22 protein-coding genes are annotated in these 24180 nt (G+C 59.7%); 15 read left to right on the forward strand and 7 right to left on the reverse strand.

What is annotated here, in order from left to right; genetic code table 11:
* The first annotated feature begins 97 nt into the window (after positions 1-97).
* Positions 98-952: a LysR family transcriptional regulator gene (locus ACT2B1_RS02820; RefSeq protein ID WP_171240363.1), complete on the forward strand. Its 855-nt coding sequence runs from the start codon at positions 98-100 to the stop codon at positions 950-952.
* 4 nt (positions 953-956) lie between these two features.
* Here ACT2B1_RS02820 and ACT2B1_RS02825 read toward each other — a convergent pair whose 3' ends face one another.
* Positions 957-1139, reverse strand: a complete 183-nt coding sequence (locus tag ACT2B1_RS02825) for a DUF1674 domain-containing protein (RefSeq protein WP_171123228.1) — start codon at positions 1137-1139, stop codon at positions 957-959.
* An 88-nt stretch (positions 1140-1227) separates the two neighbouring features.
* On the opposite strand from ACT2B1_RS02825, the gene ACT2B1_RS02830 reads away from it, so the two are divergent.
* The 7 genes from ACT2B1_RS02830 (at position 1228) to ACT2B1_RS02860 (ending at position 9689) form a co-directional block, all read left to right on the forward strand.
* Complete coding sequence (locus ACT2B1_RS02830) at positions 1228-2484, forward strand: RsmB/NOP family class I SAM-dependent RNA methyltransferase (protein ID WP_171240364.1); 1257 nt, start codon at positions 1228-1230, stop codon at positions 2482-2484.
* A gap of 90 nt (positions 2485-2574) precedes the next feature.
* Positions 2575-4314 (forward strand): heparinase II/III family protein, encoded by a 1740-nt coding sequence (locus tag ACT2B1_RS02835; RefSeq protein WP_481668525.1) that lies wholly within the window; start codon positions 2575-2577, stop codon positions 4312-4314.
* Positions 4315-4336: 22 nt separating this feature from the next.
* Positions 4337-5926, forward strand: coding sequence for a bifunctional phosphoribosylaminoimidazolecarboxamide formyltransferase/IMP cyclohydrolase (gene purH / locus ACT2B1_RS02840; protein ID WP_171240365.1), 1590 nt, complete (start codon positions 4337-4339; stop codon positions 5924-5926).
* Entirely contained in the window at positions 5926-6396 is a 471-nt protein-coding gene (gene lspA / locus ACT2B1_RS02845; RefSeq protein ID WP_481668526.1) for a signal peptidase II, read from the forward strand. The genes purH and lspA overlap by 1 nt, the downstream gene beginning before the upstream one ends.
* 50 nt (positions 6397-6446) lie before the next feature.
* On the forward strand, positions 6447-6965 hold the full coding sequence (locus ACT2B1_RS02850) for a DUF3035 domain-containing protein (protein WP_171122891.1): 519 nt from the start codon (positions 6447-6449) through the stop codon (positions 6963-6965).
* Between the two features lie 82 nt (positions 6966-7047).
* Positions 7048-8388, forward strand: coding sequence for a M16 family metallopeptidase (locus ACT2B1_RS02855; protein ID WP_171240368.1), 1341 nt, complete (start codon positions 7048-7050; stop codon positions 8386-8388).
* On the forward strand, positions 8385-9689 hold the full coding sequence (locus ACT2B1_RS02860; RefSeq protein ID WP_171240369.1) for a M16 family metallopeptidase: 1305 nt from the start codon (positions 8385-8387) through the stop codon (positions 9687-9689). The genes ACT2B1_RS02855 and ACT2B1_RS02860 overlap by 4 nt, the downstream gene beginning before the upstream one ends.
* Before the next feature lie 3 nt (positions 9690-9692).
* Here ACT2B1_RS02860 and ACT2B1_RS02865 read toward each other — a convergent pair whose 3' ends face one another.
* The 3 genes from ACT2B1_RS02865 to deoC form a co-directional block, all read right to left on the reverse strand.
* Complete coding sequence (locus tag ACT2B1_RS02865) at positions 9693-10424, reverse strand: cyclic nucleotide-binding domain-containing protein (protein ID WP_171124231.1); 732 nt, start codon at positions 10422-10424, stop codon at positions 9693-9695.
* Positions 10425-10561: 137 nt separating this feature from the next.
* Complete coding sequence (locus tag ACT2B1_RS02870) at positions 10562-12895, reverse strand: aldehyde dehydrogenase family protein (protein WP_481668527.1); 2334 nt, start codon at positions 12893-12895, stop codon at positions 10562-10564.
* Between the two features lie 10 nt (positions 12896-12905).
* Positions 12906-13904 (reverse strand): deoxyribose-phosphate aldolase, encoded by a 999-nt coding sequence (gene deoC, locus ACT2B1_RS02875; protein ID WP_171240372.1) that lies wholly within the window; start codon positions 13902-13904, stop codon positions 12906-12908.
* A 201-nt stretch (positions 13905-14105) separates the two neighbouring features.
* On the opposite strand from deoC, the gene ACT2B1_RS02880 reads away from it, so the two are divergent.
* The 6 genes from ACT2B1_RS02880 (at position 14106) to ACT2B1_RS02905 (ending at position 21428) form a co-directional block, all read left to right on the forward strand.
* A complete protein-coding gene (locus tag ACT2B1_RS02880; protein WP_171122879.1) occupies positions 14106-15059 on the forward strand; it encodes a metal ABC transporter solute-binding protein, Zn/Mn family in 954 nt (317 codons plus the stop codon).
* Positions 15060-15062: 3 nt separating this feature from the next.
* Entirely contained in the window at positions 15063-15866 is an 804-nt protein-coding gene (locus ACT2B1_RS02885) for a metal ABC transporter ATP-binding protein (protein ID WP_171123226.1), read from the forward strand.
* A 2-nt stretch (positions 15867-15868) separates the two neighbouring features.
* On the forward strand, positions 15869-17074 hold the full coding sequence (locus ACT2B1_RS02890) for a metal ABC transporter permease (protein WP_481668528.1): 1206 nt from the start codon (positions 15869-15871) through the stop codon (positions 17072-17074).
* Positions 17071-18000, forward strand: a complete 930-nt coding sequence (locus ACT2B1_RS02895) for a metal ABC transporter permease (protein WP_171240375.1) — start codon at positions 17071-17073, stop codon at positions 17998-18000. The genes ACT2B1_RS02890 and ACT2B1_RS02895 overlap by 4 nt, the downstream gene beginning before the upstream one ends.
* A gap of 280 nt (positions 18001-18280) precedes the next feature.
* Complete coding sequence (gene mutL, locus ACT2B1_RS02900) at positions 18281-20140, forward strand: DNA mismatch repair endonuclease MutL (protein ID WP_171240376.1); 1860 nt, start codon at positions 18281-18283, stop codon at positions 20138-20140.
* Positions 20141-20192: 52 nt separating this feature from the next.
* Complete coding sequence (locus ACT2B1_RS02905; RefSeq protein ID WP_481668529.1) at positions 20193-21428, forward strand: DNA recombination protein RmuC; 1236 nt, start codon at positions 20193-20195, stop codon at positions 21426-21428.
* Between the two features lie 3 nt (positions 21429-21431).
* On the opposite strand, the gene ACT2B1_RS02910 is transcribed toward ACT2B1_RS02905, so the two are convergent.
* From ACT2B1_RS02910 to ACT2B1_RS02920, 3 genes are all read right to left on the reverse strand, one after another.
* A complete protein-coding gene (locus ACT2B1_RS02910; RefSeq protein ID WP_481668530.1) occupies positions 21432-21731 on the reverse strand; it encodes a hypothetical protein in 300 nt (99 codons plus the stop codon).
* Positions 21732-21891: 160 nt separating this feature from the next.
* Positions 21892-22542 carry a ChrR family anti-sigma-E factor gene (locus tag ACT2B1_RS02915; RefSeq protein ID WP_481668531.1) on the reverse strand — a complete coding sequence of 217 codons (651 nt, stop codon included), beginning with the start codon at positions 22540-22542 and terminating at the stop codon, positions 21892-21894.
* Positions 22543-22552: 10 nt separating this feature from the next.
* Complete coding sequence (locus ACT2B1_RS02920) at positions 22553-23209, reverse strand: sigma-70 family RNA polymerase sigma factor (RefSeq protein ID WP_171124670.1); 657 nt, start codon at positions 23207-23209, stop codon at positions 22553-22555.
* Between the two features lie 147 nt (positions 23210-23356).
* Between ACT2B1_RS02920 and ACT2B1_RS02925 the strand changes: the two genes are divergently transcribed.
* On the forward strand, positions 23357-24130 hold the full coding sequence (locus ACT2B1_RS02925) for a DUF1365 domain-containing protein (RefSeq protein ID WP_171124251.1): 774 nt from the start codon (positions 23357-23359) through the stop codon (positions 24128-24130).
* Positions 24131-24180: the final 50 nt, after the last annotated feature.

The raw sequence follows: 24180 nt of genomic DNA on the forward strand, positions 1-24180 counted from the left end.
GGGGCCTCCTGATCAGCGCGGGCTACGCTTGAGGAGATATGCGTCCAGTGACATAAACACAATTAAACCTTATTACGACTGAGGGCTGGAAAAATTTATGTCTAAAAAGAAAGTCGGATTACCGCCACTGGATTGGCTGCGCGTGTTCGAGGCCGCAGGGCGTTTGGGCGGGTTTTCGGCAGCCGCACGAGAATTCGGTTTGACGCAGGCGGCGGTCAGTCAGCGGATCGGAAACCTTGAGGCGTGGCTGGGGCGGACATTGTTCGTGCGTGAGGCACGCGGCGTGTCGCTGACGGTTGAAGGCGAAAGCTATCTGCCGCTGGTGCAGGACAGCCTGCAGGCGCTAGAGCGGAATACCGAAGATCTGTTTGGCAAAGCCCCCCGTGAATTGCGCGTTGCCGGTTTGTCGTCGAATATCCACGCGCTGGTGTTGCCGAGCCTGATCCGGTTTCAAGCGCGTCGTCCCGAAGTGCGGGTCATGACCGACTCTGTCGCGCGTCGGTCGTCCTTGGCTGAGGAACCTACATGGTTGCAGATCCGGTACGGGCGCGGGGCATGGCCCGGCCGCGACGCAGAACTGATCGCGCCCGAGGTGCTCGTTCCGATGGCTGCACCGGACGTCGCGTGGGGGGCGCCGCTGATCAACCTGCGTGGTGAGCGACCGGGTTGGAGCGATTGGGCAAACAAAACCGGACACGAGGACGTGCCCCCTTCGAAAGTCAGCTTTGACTCAATGGAACACGCGCTGACGGCGGCGTGTCAGGGATTGGGCGTTGTGCTGGGGTCGGTGCCGTTGGCCGACGCGCACCTGCGCGAGGGTCGTTTGCACAGGATGGGCTTGCCTGAACTGGAAACGAAGGATGGGTATTGGCTGACATGGCCCGAAGAACGGGCAAAGTCGAAAAATCAGCGCGCTCTGATCATGGATTTCCTGCGGGCGTTGCGCGGCTAGGCAATCAGAAGTCGATTGCGATGCCTTTCTTTTCCCAATCGCCATAACGCGCCGGGTCGGGGCCGTCGCGTCCACCCAGTTCCTTTGGACTCTCTTTTGCCTTCTCCTCGGCCTTGCGGCGGCGCTCTTCGGCCTCGGCCAAAGCGCGCTGGGCGGCTGGTGGCAGGTCTTTGGAATCATCGCTCATGACATCGGGTTCCTTTCCGTGCTTGGGCTTGATATACGCCCCCGTCCCCGCTTGGCAATGCAGGCGCGGCGTATCGAAAGGCGATTTCATGTCCGACACCGCAACGGCAGCACGGCGCAGCGCGATCTATCTGCTGGATCAGATTCTGGGAGAAGGGCGACTGTTGTCCGAATGTCTGGCCGCCGGCGCATTGGACAGATTGAGCCCCGAGGACCGCGCGCGGGCGCAGCGCCTGACGCTGGAAACCCTGCGCGGATTGGAGCGCGCCGACCGTCTGCTGGACAATCACCTGAACCGGACGCCCGCGCTGACGGTCCATAACGCCCTGCGTCTTGGCGCGGTTGAGCTGTGCCACGGTGAGGCGGCGCATGGTGTCGTCAATTCCATGGTCGAAATTGTGGGCCGCTCGCGCAAGCATGGCCGCCTCAAAGGGTTGGTGAATGCTGTACTGCGCAAAGTGGTCGCCGAAGGGCCGGACGCATGGCCAAAGATGCGTGTGCCGCGCCTGCCCGAATGGTTGCGCGATCCGCTTGTCATGGCTTGGGGCGCCGAGGCGGTAACGGGTATGGAAAGCGCGCATTTCGACGGCGCTCCGCTGGATATATCCACCAAACCCGACACCGACGGTCCGGGTGAGGCATTGCCGACCGGGTCGCTTCGGGTGCGTGATGCGGGTCAGGTCTCGGCGCTGCCAGGATATGATCGCGGAGACTGGTGGGTGCAGGATGCGGCAGCGGCGCTGCCGGTTCGAATACTGGCACCCAAGTCGGGTGAGAAAATACTGGATCTGTGCGCTGCACCGGGCGGGAAGACCTTGCAGTTGGCGGCAGAAGGGGCCGAAGTCACAGCGCTGGACATCTCGGAGTCGCGGCTTGAGCGTGTGCGCGAAAACCTTGTGCGGACCGGGTTGAAGGCCACAGTCATCGCCGGGGATGCGTTGGAGCATCAGGGCCAGTACGACGCGATTCTACTGGACGCGCCATGTTCCGCCACGGGAACCATTCGTCGGCACCCTGATTTGCCCTTTGCCAAGGACGGATCGGAATTTGGTGGGTTGATCGAATTGCAGGCGCAGATGCTGGCTCATGCGTGGGGTCTGCTTAAACCCGGCGGACGGCTGGTTTATTGCACTTGTTCGCTGCTGCCCGATGAAGGTGAGGTTCAGATCGAAGAGGCGTTGCCCCAGTATCCCGACATGCAGGTCGATCGCGGGGCCGTCATGGTGGCCGGGGTCGAAAAAGGCTGGATCACGGAAGAGGGCGGCCTGCGTCTGCGGCCCGATTACTGGGCGGATCGCGGTGGAATGGACGGGTTCTACATCGCCTGTCTGAACAAAACGGAATAAGGCGACGCTTTTCGGTGACTTGACGGGCGTCGCGGTCTATCGTTGGGTCTCAGGCGCCAGCAGAGCGCAAGAGGCAGAGTAACGAGCGGCATGTCGAACTCAGATACCATGGCCAATCGGTGGACGCGGTTTCAGAACCGTCTTTATGCGCGGCTCAGTCAGCGTCGCAAGGCGGTTGCAGGGTTCGCGGCTGATCCCGAGCCGCGCACCGTGGGCTCGTTCGCGCGGGGTCGTCAGTTGGTTGCTGGCAACCTGTTGTTCGCGGGGTTTCTGGTCGAAGCGCAGGATACCGGCCTGTGGGACGTGACTGCGCCTAGCACTGGTTTTGACAATGAACGCCACGGGTTTGCGTGGCTGGATGATCTAGCCGCCGTTGGAGATATGCGCGCCCGTGAAAAGGCGCAGCGCTGGGTGTGGGGTTGGATCGACGCACATGGTCGTGGGCAGGGTCCGGGCTGGGCACCGGATCTGACCGGACGCCGGGTGATACGGTGGATCAACCATTCGGCGTTTCTGTTACGCGGCATGGATGACGAACGGTCCAAGGTGTTTTTTCGGGCTTTGGCGCAGCAATCCTGGTTCCTGTCCAAACGATGGCAGGCCGCAACACCCGGTTTGCCAAGGTTCGAGGCTTTGGCCGGGTTGGTGCAGGCAGGATTGGCGTTGCAAGGGCTCGAGCAGATGGCGGACCCGGCGCTGCGGGCTTTGGCGAGAGAGTGCGAAAAACAGATTGACACGCATGGCGGCATCCCAACGCGCAATCCCGAAGAGTTGCTTGAGGTGTTTACCCTGCTGACCTGGACGTCGGCGGCGCTCAGCGATCTGGGGCGTGGCACACCCGGGGCGCAGGCAGATGCAATCAAGCGTATTGCGCCGACCCTGCGCAACCTGCGCCATTCGGACGGTGCGCTGGCCCGGTTTCATGGGGGCGGTCGCGGCCTTGAAGGGCGGCTGGATCAGGCCTTGGCGCAAAGCGGGGTCCGACCCCAGCACGCAAGTGGGCTGGCGATGGGATATGCCCGGCTATACGCAGCGCGCACCAGCGTTATCGTGGATGCAAGCGCCCCGCCCAAAGGCACGGCGTCTTACAATGCGCACGCCTCGACATTGGCGTTCGAGCTTACGTCTGGTCGGCGGCCGTTGATCGTGAATTGCGGCTCGGGCGAGAGTTTCGGGCTGGAGTGGCGCCGGGCCGGGCGGGCGACGCCATCGCATTCAACCCTGTGTCTGGATGGTTATTCCAGCGCGCGCCTGACCGGGCCGGTTCCTGGCACCGAGAAAGAGGCGCTGGTCGATACTCCCAAGGACGTGCCGACAGAGTTCGAGGACGTCATCGAGGGTGCGCGTTTCATGATCGGCCACGACGGATACGCCAAGGTGTTCGGTCTGACCCATGCCAGAACCTTCGAGCTGCGCTTTGACGGTCGCGAGCTGACTGGTGAAGATATTTTGCTGACGGCGACCGACAAGGCCAAGCGGCAGTTCGACAAGGCGTTGGATGCGTCGAACCTCAAAGGTATCGAGTTTGACGTAAGGTTTCACCTGCACCCGGATGTGGATGCTGCGATTGATCTGGGTGGCGCGGCGGTGTCCATGGCGCTGAAAAGTGGTGAGATCTGGGTGTTCCGCCACGATGGCGTGGCAAAATTGTCAGTTGAACCAAGCGTTTACCTTGAGAAGGGGCGCTTGAAGCCACGCGCGACAAAACAGATCGTTCTATCTGGCCGCGCAATGGAGTATGCGACGCGCATCCGGTGGACGTTGAGCAAGGCTCAGGATACAGCCTATGCCGTGCGCGACATGCACCGGGACGAGCCCGATTTCGACTGACGCCAAAAGGACCTTTGGACCCATGACCGATCTTCACCCCGTGCGCCGCGCGTTGCTTTCCGTTTCCGACAAGACTGGATTGATAGACTTGGGTAAGGCACTGGCCGAGCGCGGGGTCGAACTGTTGTCGACCGGCGGCACGGCCAAGGCGCTGCGGGAGGCCGGGCTTGAGGTCAAGGATGTCAGCGACGTGACGGGTTTCCCCGAAATGATGGATGGCCGCGTGAAAACCCTGCATCCGATGGTGCATGGCGGTCTGCTGGCGCTGCGCGACAATGACACCCACGTTGCGGCGATGGACGAACACGGCATTGGCGCGATCGACCTGTTGGTCGTGAACCTCTATCCGTTCGAGGCGACCGTCGCCAAAGGTGCGGGCTATGACGAATGTGTTGAGAATATCGACATTGGTGGCCCCGCGATGATCCGTGCTGCTTCGAAGAACCACGCTTTTGTCAACGTTGTGGTTGATGTCGAAGATTATGACGCGCTGCTGGCAGAGCTGGCGGCCAATGACGGCCAGACATCCTATGCGTTCCGTCAGACATTGGCGCAGACGGCCTATGCGCGCACGGCGGCCTATGATACTGCCGTGTCGAACTGGATGGCCGATGCGCTGGCTGCCAAGGCTCCGCGCCGTCGTGCTTTTGCGGGTGAGCTGAAACAGACCCTGCGCTATGGTGAGAACAGCCATCAGCAAGCGGCGTTCTATACCGATGGCACCAACCGTCCCGGTGTGGCGACGGCCCTGCAGCATCAGGGTAAAGAACTGAGCTATAACAACATCAACGACACTGATGCGGCGTTTGAACTGGTGGCCGAGTTTGACCCGGCGCAAGGTGCTGCATGTGCCATTATCAAACACGCCAATCCCTGCGGTGTGGCGACGGGTGCCACGCTGATCGACGCCTATAAGGCTGCGTTCGACTGCGACCGCACGTCCGCCTTTGGCGGAATTGTGGCATTGAATCAGCCTCTGGACGCGGAAACCGCGCAGGAAATCACGGGCATCTTTACTGAGGTCGTAATTGCCCCCGGTGCCTCGGATGAAGCCAAAGCGATCTTTGCTGCCAAGAAGAACCTGCGCCTGCTGACGACCGAGGCGCTGCCTGACGTGACCGCAGGCGGCAAGACCGTGCGGCAAGTGGCTGGTGGTCTGCTGGTGCAGGACAAGGATAACGGCTTTGTCGGCATGGATGATTTGAAGGTCGTGACCAAAAAGGCCCCGTCTGATGAACAGATGCGCGATCTTCTGTTTGCTTGGAAAGTGGCAAAACACGTCAAATCCAATGCCATCGCCTACGTCAAGGATGGCGCGACAGTGGGCGTGGGTGCAGGGCAAATGAGCCGCGTAGATTCGGCGCTGATCGCCGCCAAGAAAGCCGAACGCATGGCCGACGTGCTGGGGCTGCCGCAACCGCTGACCATCGGCTCGGCCGTGGCCTCGGACGCGTTCTTTCCCTTCCCTGACGGTCTGATGGAGGCGGCAGAGGCTGGCGCGACCTGTGTGATCCAGCCCGGTGGCTCGATGCGCGATGATGAAGTGATCGCGGCCGCGGATGAGGCGGGCCTTGCCATGGTCTTTACCGGCATGCGCCACTTCCGTCACTGATGCGGTATCGTCCTCTGCTCTGGGCCGCGCTTGCGGCATTTCTGATCGACCAGATCAGTAAGTATCTGGTCGTTCACGTCATGCGCGTGTCCGAGGGCAGTATTGACGTTCTGCCGCCCCTGTTAGTGTTCAAGTACGGCGAGAATCGCGGCATCAATTTCGGCCTGTTTCAGGGCGATACGGATGCGGCGCGCTGGGTGCTGATTGGGATTTCTCTGGCAATCTCGCTGGGTGCGCTGATCTGGTTGCTGCGGTCCACACCGTCGAATCTGATGCAGTTTTGCGGCGGGCTACTGATCGGCGGGGCGCTGGCGAATGTTTTGGACCGGGTGCTTTATGGCTATGTGCTGGATTTTCTGAACATGTCCTGCTGCGGCATCAACAACCCGTTTGTTTTCAACCTTGCCGACGTGTTCATCTTTGCCGGTGCCATCGGACTTGTGTTGTTTGATGGAAAAAAGGCCTCGTGACGCGCCCGGGGAAATGCGATAAAAGCCCCTCAAACAGGCTGGAGACTTTGATGCGGTTGCCGCGTTCCATTATTGCAGTGACATTGGCCGTTGCTACGGCGGGATGCTCTGACATTGGCTTGCGCCATCTTGAAGCGCCCGGCCCGGGTCCGGATGAATTCTCGGTCCTGCCAGTCAAACCGCTGACACAGCCGAAGGATTATCAGTTTCTGCCTGCACCGACACCCGGCGGAGGCAATCTGACAGACCCGACGCCCAATGCGGACGCGGTCGTGGCGCTGGGCGGCAATGCTGCGGCGCTGAACCCAAATACGCCGATTCCGTCGTCGGATGGGGCGCTTGTGACAGCGTCCAGCCGCTATGGTGTGCCAGCGAATACGCGTCAGGTCGTCGACAGCGAAGATGCCGCGTTCCGCAAAAAGCAGGGCCGCTTTACCAGATTGCGCCTGTTCAAGGTCGACCGTTACTCGCAAATCTATCGCCGCCAAGCCCTTGATGCTGACATTCAGAACGAAGCCGCGCGCCGTGCGGGGATAGAGACGCCCTCGGCACCGCCGGTCGATGAATAATCCTTAACTTTTCGTCATCGGCCTTGAACCCGCGCCACACCACCGTAGTTTGAAGATCACAGAACGAAACGGAGGATGCCCCATGGTTCGGGCCCTGGCATTGTCGGCCGCCCTGATCGCCGCCACACCGGTTTTTGCCGAGGATGGCCTTGAAGCGGTCACTACCTTTACGCTGGACAACGGCATGGATGTCGTCGTGATCGAGGATCACCGCGCCCCGGTGGTGCAGCATATGGTCTGGTACCGCGCTGGGTCAGCGGATGAGCCGATTGGCTCGTCCGGCGTGGCTCATTTCCTGGAGCATTTGCTGTTCAAAGGGACCGATACGCTTGCGCCGGGTGAGTTTTCGGCGACCGTTGCGGCTAACGGCGGCAATGACAATGCGTTCACGTCCTATGATTATACCGCCTATTATCAGCGCGTTGCAGCCGATAGGCTGGAATTGATGATGCAGATGGAAGCGGACCGTATGCGCAACATCCGCCTGTCCGACGAGGACATCCGCACCGAGCGTGATGTAATCCTCGAGGAACGCAACCAGCGCACCGAAAACAACCCGCGCGCACTGTTTGGCGAGCAGATGAACGCCGCGCAATACCTGAACCATCGCTATGGCGTTCCGATCATCGGCTGGCGGCACGAGATGGAAACGCTAGACATGGAAGATGCGCTGTCTTTTTACCGGACCCACTATGCGCCAAATAACGCGATTCTTGTGGTCACCGGCGATGTGCAGCCCGACGCGGTCAAGGAACTGGCGGATCAGTATTACGGCGTCATCCCGGCCAACCCCGACCTACCCGAACGGGTGCGGTCTCAGGAACCGCCGCAAACCGCTGAACGTCGCTTGACCTACAAGGATTCGCGCGTGTCTCAGCCCTATGTTCAGCGCAGTTATCTTGCGCCCGAGCGTGACCCCGGCGCGCAGGAAAAAGCGGCGGCGCTGTTCTTGCTGGCTGAATTGCTGGGCGGCGGAAACACGTCTTACCTGAACGAAAAGCTGCAGTTCGAGGAGCAAAAGGCCATTTATACGGTCGCATTCTACCGTGGGGTGTCCCTGGACGACACAACCTTTGATCTTTTGGTCGTACCGGCGCAGGGAGTTTCTCTGCAGGAGGCCGAAGATGCAATGGATCAGGCCGTAGCCGACTTTATTGCCGAAGGTGTGAACCAAGAGGATCTGGACCGGATCAAGATGCAACTCCGCGCCTCGCAAACTTATGCGCGTGACAATGTGGACGGCATCGGGAACCGGTATGGCCGTGCCCTGACCAGCGGGCTGACGGTCGAGGATGTTCAGGCGTGGCCCGATATCCTTCAGGCTGTGACCGGCGACGAGATTATCGCAGCTGCCCGTGAGGTCTTGCAGCCGGAATCCTCTGTGACCGGGTGGCTGATGCGTGACGACGAGGTGACGCAATGAAACGGATTTTCACAACCCTGATCGCATTTGTCATCGCGTTGCCCGCATGGGCCGAGATCGACATTCAGGAGGTCACCTCGCCCGGTGGGATTACGGCATGGCTTGTCGAAGATCACTCGATCCCCTTCACGGCGCTGGAGCTGCGCTTTCGCGGTGGTACGTCTTTGGATGATCCCGACAAGCGCGGGGCCACATATCTGATGAGCGGCCTGATAGAAGAAGGGGCCGGGGATATGGACGCCCGCACCTATGCGCGCGAATTGGAATCGCTGGCAGCTTCGTTCAGCTATAATGCGAGCGATGATACGGTTTCGGTCTCGGCGCAGTTTCTGACCGAAAACCGGGATGACGTGATTGATCTGCTGCACACCACGCTCCACGAACCCCGGTTCGATCAGGATGCCGTTGACCGTGTCAGGGGGCAGGTTCTGTCGGGCCTGCGCTCGGACCAGACAGACCCAAATGATATCGCCGGGCGCAATTTTGCGCGCATGGCCTACGGGGACCACCCTTATGGGTCCGAGGGGAAAGGCACCATTGACAGCGTGACGGCCTTGACCCGGGACGACGTCGTTTCGGCCTTTGAGAACGTGTTCGCGAAAGATCGGCTATACGTAGGCGCGGTTGGCGACATTACTGCCGACGAGTTGGGTACGTTGCTGGACAAACTGCTTGCCGATCTACCCGAAACGGGGAAACCCATTCCAGACCGTGCCGAAGTGACCATTCCCGGCGGGATCAGTATTGTCGAATTCGACACCCCTCAGTCGGTCGCTCTGTTCGGACATGCGGGCATTGATCGTGATGACCCCGATTTCTTTGCGGCGTTTGTTCTGAACCACATTCTTGGCGGCGGCGGATTTGAAAGTCGCCTGATGCAGGAAGTGCGTGAAAAGCGTGGACTGACCTATGGCGTGGCAACTTATCTTGTCCCCAAGGATCTGGCCTCGGTCTATCTGGGGTCGGTGTCGTCCTCAAACGACCGCATCGCCGAGGCGGTTGACGTTATCCGAAACGAATGGGCGCGCGCAGCATCAGAGGGCGTCACACAGAAAGAATTGGATGATGCCAAAACCTATCTGACGGGCGCGTATCCGCTGCGGTTTGACGGGAACGGTCAGATTGCCAGCATCATGGTCGGGATGCAGATGGATGACCTGCCGATCGACTATATCTCGACCCGCAACGACAAGGTGAACGCGGTGACACTGGAAGACGTGAACCGCGTCGCGTCAGAACTGCTGGACCCCGAGGGTCTACATTTCACGGTCGTCGGCAAACCCGAAGGTCTGGACGGCTAAAGTTCAGGCCGCTGTGGGCCGTTTCTGGGCCTGTAATGTGTGTTTGTTGCTGTTCAACAGCTTTTGTCGCGCATGTCTGAAATGCGCGGCTTTCAATGCGTCGTCGATATGCCGGTTTCGCCGCAGCAGCCGGGACAGGCGACGGTCGTCGAACACCAAGCAGGTTGTGGGTTCCGTGGCGATCACCGTGGCCGTCGCGGGCAGGCCAAGGCTGAAGGTCAGTTCCCCTAAAATCTCATCTGCACCGCATTGATTGATCACCTGCCCGTCTTTCAGAACCGTTGTGCGCCCTTTTAGGACGAAACCCAGAAAGTCGGTCGTCTCACCTTCTTCGATCAGGATATCCCCGGTATCGAAAGTCTGTATCACAGCCGTGTTCAGCAATCTGCGTGCCTGATGGGGTTTGAGCGAGTGCAGGTGTTGCGAGATGAATTGTCGTTCGGCCTCGGAGAAGCGCACCAGATGGCGCGAGAGGTATCCGCGCAACAACCCGATCACAGAGATTGCGATGTAAGACATCTGGATGATCGCCCCGGCCAGATTGAATTCTTCGGCCATGCTGATCAAAACGCAGCCCGCTGCGATGATGACCAGTAAGGGGTAAAGGGCCCCATTGCCCCGGACGATGCCGATCTGCAGCAGAAAGTAGTTCAGGATATAAAGCCCCGCCCCGAACACGCCCACCATTGTGACCAGTTGAAGGGACGTTGGGAAATCTATTGGAAAATTCAGCATGAAAAAGGCCCATTCTGGGATTGAATGGGCCTTAAACTGGGGTGGGGCTGTGAACTTGTATGTGACCCGCGTCACAACATGTTCACGCATGAGCGACCTTTCGCCCGTTTAAAGCAGGCAGGCCGGTCCGCGCCGTCCTATTCGCCGTAGGGGACCCAGATGTTCTTGACCTCGGTCGCCGCCTGCAGAAATTGGCGCGTGTGATCCACGTTCCAGTCCGTTGCCTTGGCGTTGTTGACCCATGTCCGCTTGAGGTTCCCAGCTGAGACGACCTCGATTTCTTTTGACAGGTCGGTGGACGAGAACGACCAGACTGCATCCACATTCAGGTGCGAGGCCAGCGGTTTTGCCAGTTCCGCATGGCTTCCGGTCAGGATGTTGACCACGCCCGCGGGCACGTCCGAAGTTTCAAGGATCTGGTAGAAATCCGTTGCGGCCAGCGGAAAGGGCTCGGACGCGGCCAGCACCACTCGGTTGCCCATCGCGATTGCCGGGGCCATGGCTGACACCAGACCCAGCAGAGGTGCCTCATCCGCACAAAGCGCGCCGATCACGCCCACGGGTTCTTTCATCGCAATCGCGACACCCCGGATCGGGACGCCATGCACCTGACCGTCATACTTGTCGGCCCATGCGGCGGCGGTGAACAGGCGTTGGATCGAGGCCTCAACCTCGGCCGCGCCGGTTTTGCCGCCGGTCATGGCGTCGATCCGCGCGGCGAATTCACCTGCGCGGGCCGAGAGGTTTTCGCCAATGTAATACAGAATCTGCGCCCGCAGATGGCCGGTAGTCTTGGACCAACCTTTTGCGCCTGCCGCAGCCTCGACCGCGTTACGTACGTCCTTGCGGTTCGCCAGACCCACATGCCCCAACAGGCCCGATTTACCCCAAACGTGTTTGGAATAGCCGCCATCGGGTCGCGCCTGCTTGCCGCCGACATACATTTTTGCGGTGCGGTCGATTGGATCAACTGGCGCACCCTCGCCGGTGGTGGCGTCAAGCTTTGTCAGCGCATTGGACTTGCACTTGGGCTTGGTATAGGCGGTCAGTCCTTCCCAGCCGCCTTCGCGCCCGAACCCGCTTTCGCGCACGCCGCCAAACCCGGCGGCGGCGTCGAACAGGTTGGTCGCATTCACCCAGACCACGCCCGCAACAAGTTTCGGCGCAATATCCAGCGCGAGGTTCACATTCTCGGTCCAGACAGTCGCTGCCAGTCCGTAGCGCGTGTTGTTGGCCAGCTCGACCGCCTCGGACGGGGTGCGGAAGGTGGACGACACCAGAACAGGGCCAAAAATCTCTTCCTGCATCAGTGGGTCCGAGGTTTCCAACCCCGAAATCAGGGTCGGAGGATAGTAGCAGCCATTATCGGGCAACGCGCAATTGGCTTGGTAGAGGTCACCTGCGGTGTTGCTTTCGACCATATCCTTGATGGTCTGCAACTGAACCGGGTCCACAACTGCGCCGACGTCTATACATTTGTCCAGCGGGTCGCCAATGCGCAGGTTGTCCATCCGCGCGCGCAGTTTGGTATGAAAACGATCAGCGATTCCCTCCTGCACCAACAGGCGCGAACCTGCACAGCAGACCTGACCCTGATTGAACCAGATCGCATCAACCAGCCCTTCGATAGCTGAATCAATATCCGCGTCGTCGAAGACGATATAGGCGGACTTGCCGCCCAGCTCTAACGTCAGTTCTTTGCCCGAGCCTGCCGTCGCTTCGCGGATGCGCCGCCCCACAACCGTTGAGCCGGTGAAGGCGATCTTGTCCACATCCGAGGCCACGATCATCTCGCCCACCACGCCATCGCCGGTGACGATATTGACCACGCCCTTAGGCAGCCCGGCTTGCGAACAGATATCGGCAAATAGCAGCGCGGTAAGCGAGGTGTATTCAGCAGGTTTCAGAACCACTGTGTTTCCCATTGCCAAAGCGGGGGCCACTTTCCATGCCAGCATCAACAGGGGGAAGTTCCACGGAATGATTTGACCGCACACACCCAACGCCTGCGCATCGGGCAACTCGCTTTCCATCAACTGCGCCATGCCTGCGTGATAGTAGAAATGCCGCTGGACCAGAGGGATGTCGATGTCGCGCGATTCCCGGATCGGTTTGCCGTTATCAAGGCTTTCCAGAACCGCGAACAGGCGCGAATGTTTCTGCAACATCCGCGCAATGGCATAGAGGTATCGCGCACGGCCAGCACCGCCCAGTTTCTCCCAATTGGGCTGGGCTTTGCGGGCGGCGGAAACGGCGGCGTCCACGTCGCCCTGCTTGGCTTGGGTCAGCTTGGCCAGAACCTTTCCGGTCGCCGGGTTGCGGCTTTCGAAGCCTTTGCCCGGCTTGGTGAAGGCACCGTCAATATAGTGGCCGAACTTGCCACCCTGATCGACCAGCCATGCCAAAGCCTCGGCAGCGCTTTCGGGGGCGGGTCCGTAGTCCATGGTCTCGAAGATTTCTTTGACTGTCATTGTTCTTTCCTCAGCCCATGGAGTGACGGTAGCCGGCAGAGTATGCCCCGGTGACATAGTGTTCCAACTGTCGTTCAATATCGCCAAGCAGCGATGACGCGCCAAAGCGGAACAGGTCCGGCTCCAGCCAGCGGTCGCCCAACTCATCCTTGATCAGTGACAGGTAGACCAGAGCGTCTTTTGCCTTGGAAATCCCACCTGCAGGCTTATAGCCAACCCGATACCCGGTGCGGTCATAGTAGTCGCGGATCGCGCGGATCATCACTAGGGTGACGGGCAACGTGGCGTTGACGCTTTCCTTGCCGGTCGACGTCTTGATGAAATCCGCCCCCGCCATCATGCACACGACCGAAGCGCGCGCGACATTGCGCAGGCTGCCCAGCTCGCCGGTCGCGAGGATGGCTTTGACGTGGGCATCACCGCAGGCGGTTCGGAATGCCTTCATCTCATCATACAAAGCTTGCCAGTCGCCTGACAGAACGTGGCGGCGAGAGATGACAATGTCGATCTCTTCCGCCCCTGCTTTGACGCTTTCTTCGATCTCAGCCACGCGCAGGTGGAACGGTGACAGTCCTGCTGGAAACCCGGTTGAGACAGCGGCGACTGGGATGCCAGTGCCTTTCAGCGCATCAACAGCGGTTTCGACCATATCATGATAGACGCAGACGGCCCCGGTGGTGATCGCAGGCATATCCATCGCCCGCAGCAGCGCGGGTGCGACCGGTTGACGGGCTTTCGCGCACAGGCGGCGCACTCGCCCCACAGTGTCGTCACCGGACAGCGTCGTCAGGTCGATCATCGTGATTGCCTTCAACAGCCACGCGGCCTGATAGTCTTTTTTCACCGACCGTCGGCCCGGTAGGGTCGCGGCGCGGCGTTCGATTGCCGAGGTGTTGGCCTGAACCCCCCGAACCCATTCAAGGTCCAGATCCATTCCAGGGTTCCGGGGTTCGGTCACTTGCGGCAGATGCGCGGTGCGCACGGGGCTGTCTGAGCTCTGCGTATCCATCTTCACATCCTTTGGGAAGTTTGCGCCAAAATCGCACGGGTTGCGCCTAAATGGAAGGCGTGGCGGCCGCCTGGGTGTTATTTTTTTGACCAAATGGACAAAATTGATCACCTTTCTTGCGAATAATTCGCAATAGCGTTGACTTAGTTGCGAATGGTTCGCATATTCAGACTCAAGGGGATAGAAAGCCGGGGTCACACTATGATTCGTCGTACCTTTATTGCAGCGCTGGCATTTGCCGCTGCACTGCCCGTTACGGCATGGGCCGAGGCACCGCTGAAGGTGGTGGCAACCACGGGTATGATTGCAGACGCCGTTCGTCAGATTGGCGGTGATGAGGTCGACGTCAAAGGCCTGATGGGTCCGGGCGTGGACCCGCACGCCTATCGTCAGACCCGCAGCGATATCGTTGCCATGACCCGCGCTGACCTCATTCTGTGGCACGGGCTGTATCTTGAGGCGCAGATGCAGGATTTTTTTCATGATCTGGGCCGTAAACGCCCCGTCGTGGCGGTGGCCGAAGGGGTAGATACCTCTAAACTGCGGGCGCATGACGACTACGCCGACAAGTTCGACCCGCATGTCTGGATGAGCCCGGCCCTTTGGCGCGACGTGGTGGTCGAGGTGCAAGCAGCCTTGACCGAGGCGCGCCCCGAGGCCGCTGACCTCTTTGCAAGTAACGCACAGGTGCATCTGGCTGAGATTGAACAGTTGGAAGCATATGCTGCTGAGGCCCTTGCCTCTGTCCCCGAAAACAACCGCGTGTTGGTCACAGCGCATGATGCGTTTGGCTATTTCGGGGCTGAATATGGCTACGAGGTGATGGGCATTCAGGGGATCTCGACCCAGTCCGAGGCCGGTCTGAACCGGATTGGTGAACTGGTCGATACGCTGGTGGATCAACAGCTTGGGGCGGTATTCGTCGAAAGCTCGGTCTCTGACAGGTCAATGCGCGCCCTGATTGAAGGTGCTGCCGCACGGGGTCATGAGGTTGGCGTTGGCGGCGAACTTTACTCGGACGCCATGGGCGAGCCGGGAACTTATGAAGGCACCTATGTTGGGATGCTGGATCACAATATCACCGTGATTGCCGGGGCGCTGGGTGCGGATGTGCCTGACCGTGGCATGAACGGAAAGCTGTCTGCGGGGTTTTGAGTGATGCTGGAACTGGCCGCTGATCAGGGTGTTTCGATATCGGAGGACTGTCTTGATGATAGCCCGTTGGCGATCCGGGGTCTGACAGTCTCATACGGCCAGAAACCTGCGGTTTTTTCTGTGGATATGACGGTTCAGCCGGGCGCGATGACTGCGATCATCGGGCCCAACGGCGCGGGCAAGTCCACCCTGCTAAAGGCGGCTTTGGGTATTGTATCGCCTTTGTCCGGTCAGGTGACAGTGTTTGGCAAGCCGCTGGACAAACAGCGCGAACGGATCGCCTATGTCCCACAGCGGGCGAGTGTCGATTGGGATTTTCCAGCCCGTGTGATCGACGTGGTGCTGATGGGGCTGTCCAGTCAGTTGGGGCTGCTTGGTCGGGTGCGGTTTCGTCACATATCGCGGGCGATGGACTGTCTGCACCGGGTGGGAATGCGCGACTTTGCCGACCGCCAGATCGGTCAATTGTCAGGCGGCCAGCAACAGCGCGTCTTTCTAGCACGCGCCTTGGCTCAGGACGCAGAGCTTTACCTGCTGGACGAGCCGTTCGCGGGCGTTGATGCGGCCACGGAAAAGGCGATCATAGCGGTGTTGAAGGAGCTGAAAACAGCCGGTAAGACTGTTGTCGCCGTGCATCATGATCTGGCGACCATCACGGATTATTTTGACCACGTCTTCCTGATCAACACGCGCAAAGTCGCCGAAGGACCGGTGTCCGAGGCATTCACCGCTGAAACGCTCCAATCTGCGTATGGAGGCCGCCTTGCTACCGCTCAGATCGACCAGATTTCGCGCGCGCTGGGGTAGACATGCTTTGGGATGCCCTGACCCTGCAGCTTGGCTATAACGCCACGCTGGTCGCCATCGGCGCGACTTTGCTGGGTATTTCGGCTGGGGTCACCGGAACGTTTCTATTCCTGAGAAAACGTGCGCTTGTCAGTGACGCGATCAGCCATGCGACTCTGCCGGGCGTGTGTCTGGCGTTCATGGTTCTGGTCGCGCTTGGGGGCGATGGTCGCAATCTGATCGGTCTGCTGGTTGGGTCAGCCCTTTCCGCTTGGGTGGGCCTTCTGTGCATGAACTGGTTGACCCGGCACACAAGGCTGGCCGAGGACGCAGCGATCGGCGCAGTTCTGTCTGTGTTCTTTGGAGTTGGTATCGTCCTGCTGACGGTGATTCAGACGATGGGTATGGGCCGCCAGGCCGGGCTGGAAGGGTTCTTGCTGGGCTCTACGGCGGGCATGTTGTGGGCTGACGCCATGATTATCGCGGTTGGTGGCGCGGCAACGCTGGCTTTGGTTATGATCATTCGCCGCCCCATGACTCTGGTGGCGTTTGACGCCGAATATGCGGCGGCCCGCGGGCATGTTGTGCATCGCATTGACCTTGCAATGATGGGGCTGGTCATGGCCGTGACGGTTGTGGGGTTGAAAATCGTTGGGTTGATCCTGATCGTTGCGTTGCTGATCATTCCGCCTGTTGCCGCGCGTTTCTGGACCGAGCGGTCGGAACGTGTAGTGCTGCTGGCCGGTCTGACCGGAGGGCTTTCGGGATATCTGGGGGCGGCACTGTCGGCCTCGGCTCCCAATCTGCCAACCGGTCCGATCATTGTTCTGGTCAGCTTTGCCCTGTTTGCAGTGTCCTTATTGCTTGCGCCGGTGCGGGGGGTACTGGCGGCTGTCTTGCGGCATCTCAGATTCCAACGCAGGGTCCATATTCGACAAGGGCTTTTGGCGCTGGCGCAGGGGCAAAATATCTACGAGCCGTTAACGCTTCGCCTGTTGCGCAGCGCGGGGCTGGTGCGGGCTGATGGGGTTGCGACAGAAGCGGGCAGGGCACGCGCTGCAAAGGCGCTGCGCGACGAAAAACGGTGGGAGATCGTCCGGGCGGATCAGTCGCACGAGGCCACGGCTGCCCTGTATGACGGTTTGCGTGACATTGAAACTATCCTGACCCCAGATCAGATCACCGAAATTGACCGTCAGATCGGCGACCCGCAGGGAGTGACCCCATGAGCGGAGAAGAATTCGTCCCCCTGTCCCTAACGCCATTGCTGATCGGAACTTTTGCGGCCATCGCCTGCGCTTTGCCAGGCAATTTTCTGGTGCTGCGTAAGCAGGCTCTGATCGGCGATGCAATTAGCCACGTTGTTCTACCCGGTATCGTTGTGGCCTTTCTGCTGACCGGAGAGATTTCGACCTGGCCCATGATGCTGGGTGCCGCAGGTGCCGCGGTGGTGGCGGTTATCATGATCGAGGCCATCCGCAGGCTGGGTCAGATTGAATCCGGTGCCGCAATGGGGGTCGTTTTTACCACAATGTTCGCAGCCGGGGTGCTGTTGCTGGAGCAAACTGACACGTCGACCGTTCATCTGGATGTCGAACATGCATTGTACGGGAACCTTGAAAGTTTGATCTGGTTGGACGCGGTGGGATGGGCGTCTGTGTGGGATGTTCAGGCGCTGGCGGGGCTGCCGCCCGAATTGCCCCGTATCGCGCTGACATTGGCCGGTGTCTTCTTGTTCACTTGGCTGTTCTGGAGACCGCTCAAGATCTCTACCTTCGACGAAGGGTTTGCCCGAACGATCGGAATCAGGACCGGAGCGCTTGGCATGGCTCTGGTGATCGTTGCGGCGATTGCGGCCGTTGCGGCGTTTGATGCCGTGGGTTCGATCATCGTGATCGCGATGTTTATATGCCCCCCGGCGGCGGCGCGCATGATGACCAACCGATTGGAAACTCAGATCGCTTGGAGTATCGTTTTCGCGATTGTTTCGGCTGTCGCGGGTTATGTGCTGGCGGGGTACGGGCCGTTGTGGTTGGGCGCTGTAGATGCTGTCAGCGCGGCGGGAATGATCGCAACGGTTTCGGGTTTGATCCTTGCTTGCGCCGCAATTTGGGGCCCTTGTCGAACGCGGACCAGCGCGCCCGGTACGACTTGACTAGGCGTGATCTTGCTATGTGAGGATGCGGTCTTTCGGCTGATCTCCGCCCACCAAATGACCCCGACCAGAGTTTAAGAGTCACATGCGTTTCATCGTGCTACGAACCAATCATTGCTAAAGGACGTCCACCACTCACAATGGTTCGTTCGGACAATCGCGGCGATGTTCGCCGCCTCTCTGTGACACGGCGCGATTGTTCGAACGCCCCCTCGCCCCCCTAAAATCCGGTCCTCAAACCTGTGGCAGAATCGTCTGTGACTGTGCTAGGTCTAGGGGTATGGCGCAGGCAAACCCCAATATCAGCGAAACTCGACCCGTAATTCGACAGCTCGACGATGCTGCGATCAATCGCATCGCGGCGGGTGAGGTGGTCGAGCGGCCAGCCTCTGCCGTGAAAGAACTGGCTGAAAATGCAATCGACGCGGGATCGACGCGCATTGCCATTGATATTGCTGATGGAGGAAAGACTTTAATCCGAGTCACCGATGACGGGTGTGGGATTTCCGGCAAGGATCTGCCGCTGGCTCTGTCTCGTCATGCGACGTCCAAAATCGACGGATCGGACCTGCTGAACATTCATACTTTCGGGTTTCGGGGCGAGGCGCTGCCGTCACTGGGCGCGGTAGGACGGCTGACAATCACCAGCCGCGTTTCGGGGGCCGAGGCCGCTTCTATCCACGTTGCGGGCGGCAAGACAGACGCCGTGAAGCCCGCCGCTCTGCGTGCGGGGACGGTGGTTGAACTGCGCGACCTGTTCTTTGCCACGCCCGCACGTCTGAAATTCATGCGCACCGATAGGGCCGAGGCGCAGGCCATCACGGACGTCGTCAAACGTCTGGCCATGGCCGAACCGGCGATTACTTTCACCCTGCGCGATGTCTCGGGCGGGGGTGAGGGGCGCGTGACCTTTCGCGCTGACCGCGAGAACGGTGATCTGTTTGATGCCCTGCACGCTCGTCTGGCCTGGGTCATAGGGCGCGAATTTGCTGAGAACGCCTTGCAGATCGACGCCACGCGTGAAGGGATTCGCCTTTATGGGTATGCCGCTCTGCCGACCTATTCGCGGGGCGCGGCGGTGGCGCAGTACCTGTTCGTCAATGGCCGCCCGGTGCGCGACAAGATGCTGACCGGCGCGCTGCGGGCGGCGTATTTCGATTTCCTTAGCCGCGACCGCCACCCGGCAGCGGCTTTGTTCATCGACTGTGACCCGGCGCTGGTTGATGTGAACGTGCATCCCGCGAAATCCGAGGTCCGGTTCCGCGATCCCGGCGTGGCGCGCGGGCTGATCGTTTCGGCCCTGCGGCACACGCTGGCCGAGGCGGGACATCGCGCATCCTCGACCGTGGCGAATGCGACTCTGGGTGCGATGCGGCCGGAACCCGCGCTGCCCCCGCAACCCACCCCGGCGCGGGTGTATCAGATGGACCGCCCCTCGTCCGCCGCGCGACAGGTGGCGTATCAGGCCCAAGCGCCGGGTTTTGCGGAGCTGTCACAGGACTACAGCGGCAGTGTTGTGGAACCTGCGCCCGTGGCCACAGAAGAGCCCCCAGCGCAGGATTTGCCCTTGGGTGCGGCGCGCGGTCAGGTGCATGAGAACTATATCATCGCCCAGAATGCAGACGGCATGGTGATCGTCGACCAGCACGCAGCGCACGAGCGGTTGGTTTATGAAAAGCTCAAACATCAGATGGCGGAAAATGGGGTGGCTGCGCAGGCGCTGCTGATCCCTGAGATTGTGGAACTGTCCGATGGCGACTGCGCCCGTCTAATGGCCGTGGCCGATGACCTGTCACGCCTTGGCCTGACGCTGGAACCCTTTGGCGGCGGTGCCATCGCGGTGCGCGAAACGCCGGCCATATTGGGTGAGGTCGACGCCCGGGCGATGATTTTGGATATCCTTGACGAACTGGCCGATCAGGGCGAAAGCCAAACCGTACAGGCGCGGATAGAGGCGATCCTCAGCCGCGTCGCTTGCCATGGCTCGGTCCGGTCGGGTCGCCGGATGCGGGCCGAAGAGATGAATGCCCTGCTGCGCGAGATGGAGGCGACGCCCCATTCCGGACAGTGCAACCACGGGCGGCCAACCTATGTGGAGCTGAAACTGGCTGATATCGAACGTTTGTTCGGACGCAGTTGAACCCACCGCGCGCGTGCGATATGAAGAATAAAACAAGAACATCCGAGGCGACATGATCGAGATTGCTGGCACAGAAGTTGCGTTGAACGACCCCGTGATCCTGATCCTGATCGGGGGCGGGGTGGTGGCGCTGATCCTGCTGTTGTTGTTATTGTCTTTGCGTGCCGCCAATCGCTCGGCGCGGATGGCAGAACCGTTGGCGCGGCAGATGGCGCATCTGGGGCAGAATGTGCAGCAGTTGGGTCAAGGGCAGGAGCAGTTGCGCGGTGGACTCCAACATGTCTCGGACACGCAGGCCAATGCGCAGGTGCAGGTGATCCAGACGGTTGAGGCGCGGCTTTCTTCGGTGCAGCAGCAGATGAATGACCGGCTGGCGGATAACGCGATGAAATCCGCCCGCGCGCTGGCCGAGATGCAGGAGAGGATGAAGGAATCACTGCATGGATCGTCGAAACAGACCGCGACCTCTCTGACGCAATTGCAGGAACGGTTGGCGGCGATCGATAAGGCGCAGGACAATATCACCAAGCTGTCGGGCGATGTGCTGTCGTTGCAGGACATTCTGTCGAACAAACAACGACGCGGGATGTTCGGTGAGATTCAGCTAAACGACATCGTCTCGAAGGCGCTGCCTGCTGACAGCTATTCGTTGCAGGCCACGTTGTCGAATGGCAAGCGGGCGGATTGCCTTATCCATCTGCCCAACCCGCCCGGACCCATTGTCATTGACGCAAAATTTCCGTTGGAGGATTTCGAGGCACTGGCGGCGGCTCAAACCAAATCCGACGTCGAAATGTGCCTGAAGGCATTTGGTGCCGCTGTGAAGGTCCACATCAAGGCGATTTCAGAAAAGTACATTCTGGATGGTGAAACCGCCGATGGCGCGCTGATGTTCGTTCCGTCCGAGGCGATCTATGCCGAGTTGCACGCACGTCTTCCCGATGTGGTCCGCGATGGGTTTGCCGCGCGCGTCTGGATCGTGTCCCCTACCACCTGCATGGCGACGCTGAACACCATGCGCGCGATCCTGAAAGACGCCCGAATGCGCGAACAGGCTGGTGCGATCCGCAAGGAACTAGGAATGCTGCACAAAGATGTCGAACGACTGGGCGATCGCGTGGCCAATCTGGACCGTCACTTTGGACAGGCGGCCAAGGATATCTCGGACATCAAGATCAGTGCCGAAAAAGCCGGGCGTCGCGCACAACGTCTGGACAATTTTGATTTCGAGGAACTCGCGCCAGAGGATCACGCCAACGTGGTGCCGCTTGGTAAAAGTGAGGCTTAAACGCTACTGGATCGAAAGGTCCAGATTGTACCCAACCGTCTTATCGGAGTCTCGGTCATTGCCCATGAGGTAGACGCGGATCGTGTAATCTCCGTCCTCAGGCAGTTCAACCCGTGCGGTATTTCCGTTGATGGACCCGTTATAGATCGCGGCACCGTCACTGCCCGGAGGCAGGATGTTAAAATAAATTACGCCATACCCGTTGGTGTCGCTGACCTGAAGCTCTGCGAACAGTTCCTGCCCGGCCTTCGCACCCAGTCGGTAGTCAAAATATTCTTTGCCCGTAACGGTTCCGTTGACCATCGTGCCATAGTTGCCTGTCTCGAACTTTACGTCGGCAACGCTCTGAGCGCTGGCAGATGTGCGAAACCGATACAGGCAAGTGTCAGGGCAAGTGCTTTCATGAATACATCCTCCGATTGCAGGGTCGAAGTCTCAGTATAACACAAAACGGCGACGCAGATCAGATGCGTAGAAAGGGCTGGAACAGGCGCGGCATCAGTTTGTTGAATTTCAGTGGTGCATCGGTGACCGCCAGGCAAATGCAATCCTCATAGATATCCGCCGTTGGCGTGTGGTGCAGGTCTTCATCCGCAATCTCGACATCGCCGCGCGCAAAGTGATCGACTTCGTCCGAGAATGCCCCTTGCAGGACCATTGTCAGTTCCATGCCGTTGTGGCTGTGGTCCGGTACAGCAGCCCCTGCAGGAATAAACAGCAACCGGGCTGTGGCTGCGCGCGTTGTGGGCAGGATCGCTTGTTTGACGCCCATCCCAATCGCGCGCCACTGGATGTCATTCACGTCGCCGCCCACATAATCCTGTAGTGGCGCGGGAAGCACGGAACAGCCGGGTCGATCAGGCTTGGCAATCGGCGCGCCATTGGCGATCAGCGCCATGGTTGCGGCAAGTGAACCGTCGCTCAGCGCAACGCTATCGTCCTGATCTTGCAGGACGCACCCGCCGACGGCCTCAAAGCTCTCGGCGCGCGCACGGCAATGGTCACACAGGGACAGGTGCGTTGCCACCATCAGGTCGAATGCTTCTGGAAAACCGCCCGCAGCATACGCCATCAGCAGGTCATCTGTCAGGTGATGTTTGATCTTGTTGCTCATCGTCATCATCTCAGTTCATCGCGTGGCGCAAGCGGTCCAGCGCCAGCCGTATACGTGATTTGATCGTTCCCAGGGGCAACCCGGTCTGAGACGCAATCTCGCGGTGACTCAGGTCACCGAAATACGCCTTTTCGATCAGTTCTCTCTGCGCCTGTGGCAACGCTGACAATGCGTCGCGCAATTGCGCGGTTTCCTGTTGCAACGCAATGACGTCATGTTGTTCCGGTTCAGCCTCGGGACCCCAACCCAGATCTTCGGGTTCCGGTCGCCGCTGCTTGCGCAAGACGTCAATGCGTTTGTTCCGTGCGATCGTGAAGACCCAAGTGGCCACTGTCGCGCGCGAGGGGTCGAACAGATGCGCCTTGTGCCACAAGGTCGCCATCACCTCTTGCGCGCATTCCTCGGCCATCGCCGCATCAGACCCCGATTTAATCAGGAACGCCTTGATACGTGGCGCAAAATATTGGAACAGCTCGGCAAATGCCGCCTGATCCTGCGCATCCCGAATGCGGGTGACGTGTTCAACCCACTCGGTCTTGGTATTGCAACTGCCGTTTGCTTCGTTCACCGGCCTGCCCCTGACACGTTCTTTCGCGTGCCAGGTTTTTGCTAGAGGCCCGTCGGCCACCGGTTCATCCAAGCTCGCGGTATCGATCTCGGTAAACATAACCACATTACGCGGGCCTGCCCAAGATGGATCAGTTTCTGCAGCAAATAATAATCCATATGGGCGTTCGTTTCGTAGAATATCTGTATAAGGTTTGAGGAAAAGACCGCCGTTTGAACGGTTTACAGTCAGAATGGAAAAGGCCGCATGAACCGGGTCGATCACATTGCAGGGCATACGTTTCACGGCCGCAAAGGGTCGATTGAAAACGCTTTTCGCTATTCTGTCGACTACATCCTGCTGGACCCGGAAAACACCGGGCCCACACCCGCGTTGTTCACCGTCAACGGGGTAAATGTGACGAACTGGCGGGATCGCGATCACGGCGGAGAACCCGGCAAAGGGCGCGGCGCCGCGTGGCTGCGTGAGCAATTCCATGACCTCGGTGTCACGCAGCCGAACAGGATCATGTTATTGACCCAGCCGCGCGTTTTCGGTCACGTGTTCAACCCCGTTAGTTTCTGGTTCTGTTTCGACGCGGAAGACGTGCTTTATGCTGTTGTGGCCGAAGTGACCAATACCTATGGCACGCGCCACAGCTATCTGTGTCACAACCAAAATTTTGCGCCAATTCAGCCCTCGGACCGGATCGTGGCAGACAAGCTGATGCATGTGTCACCGTTCCAGAAGATCGAAGGTGCTTATACCTTCCGATTTGACTACCGCGCGGACAGGGTCGGCGTGTGGATAGATTACGGGCGAAAGAATGGTGGGTTGATTGCAACGCTTACCGGCCCGCGTTCTGCGCTGACGGACCGGACGATCCTTTGGTCGTTGATACGTAGACCGTTCGGCGCGCGGCGCGCTTTTGCCCTGATCCTGTGGCAGGCGCTGAAACTGAAGTTGAAAAAGGCCAGGTTTCGTCCGTTTCGCTCTGCCCCTGTCCCGGATCATGCAGTCTCGCGGGTCCGCGAGCCATAAGCCCGGGTTGTTTGCGTAAGATCAAAGACTCAGGCCCCGGCAGCGTGTTT

The sequence above is a fragment of the Ruegeria sp. S263 genome, from assembly GCF_056780525.1.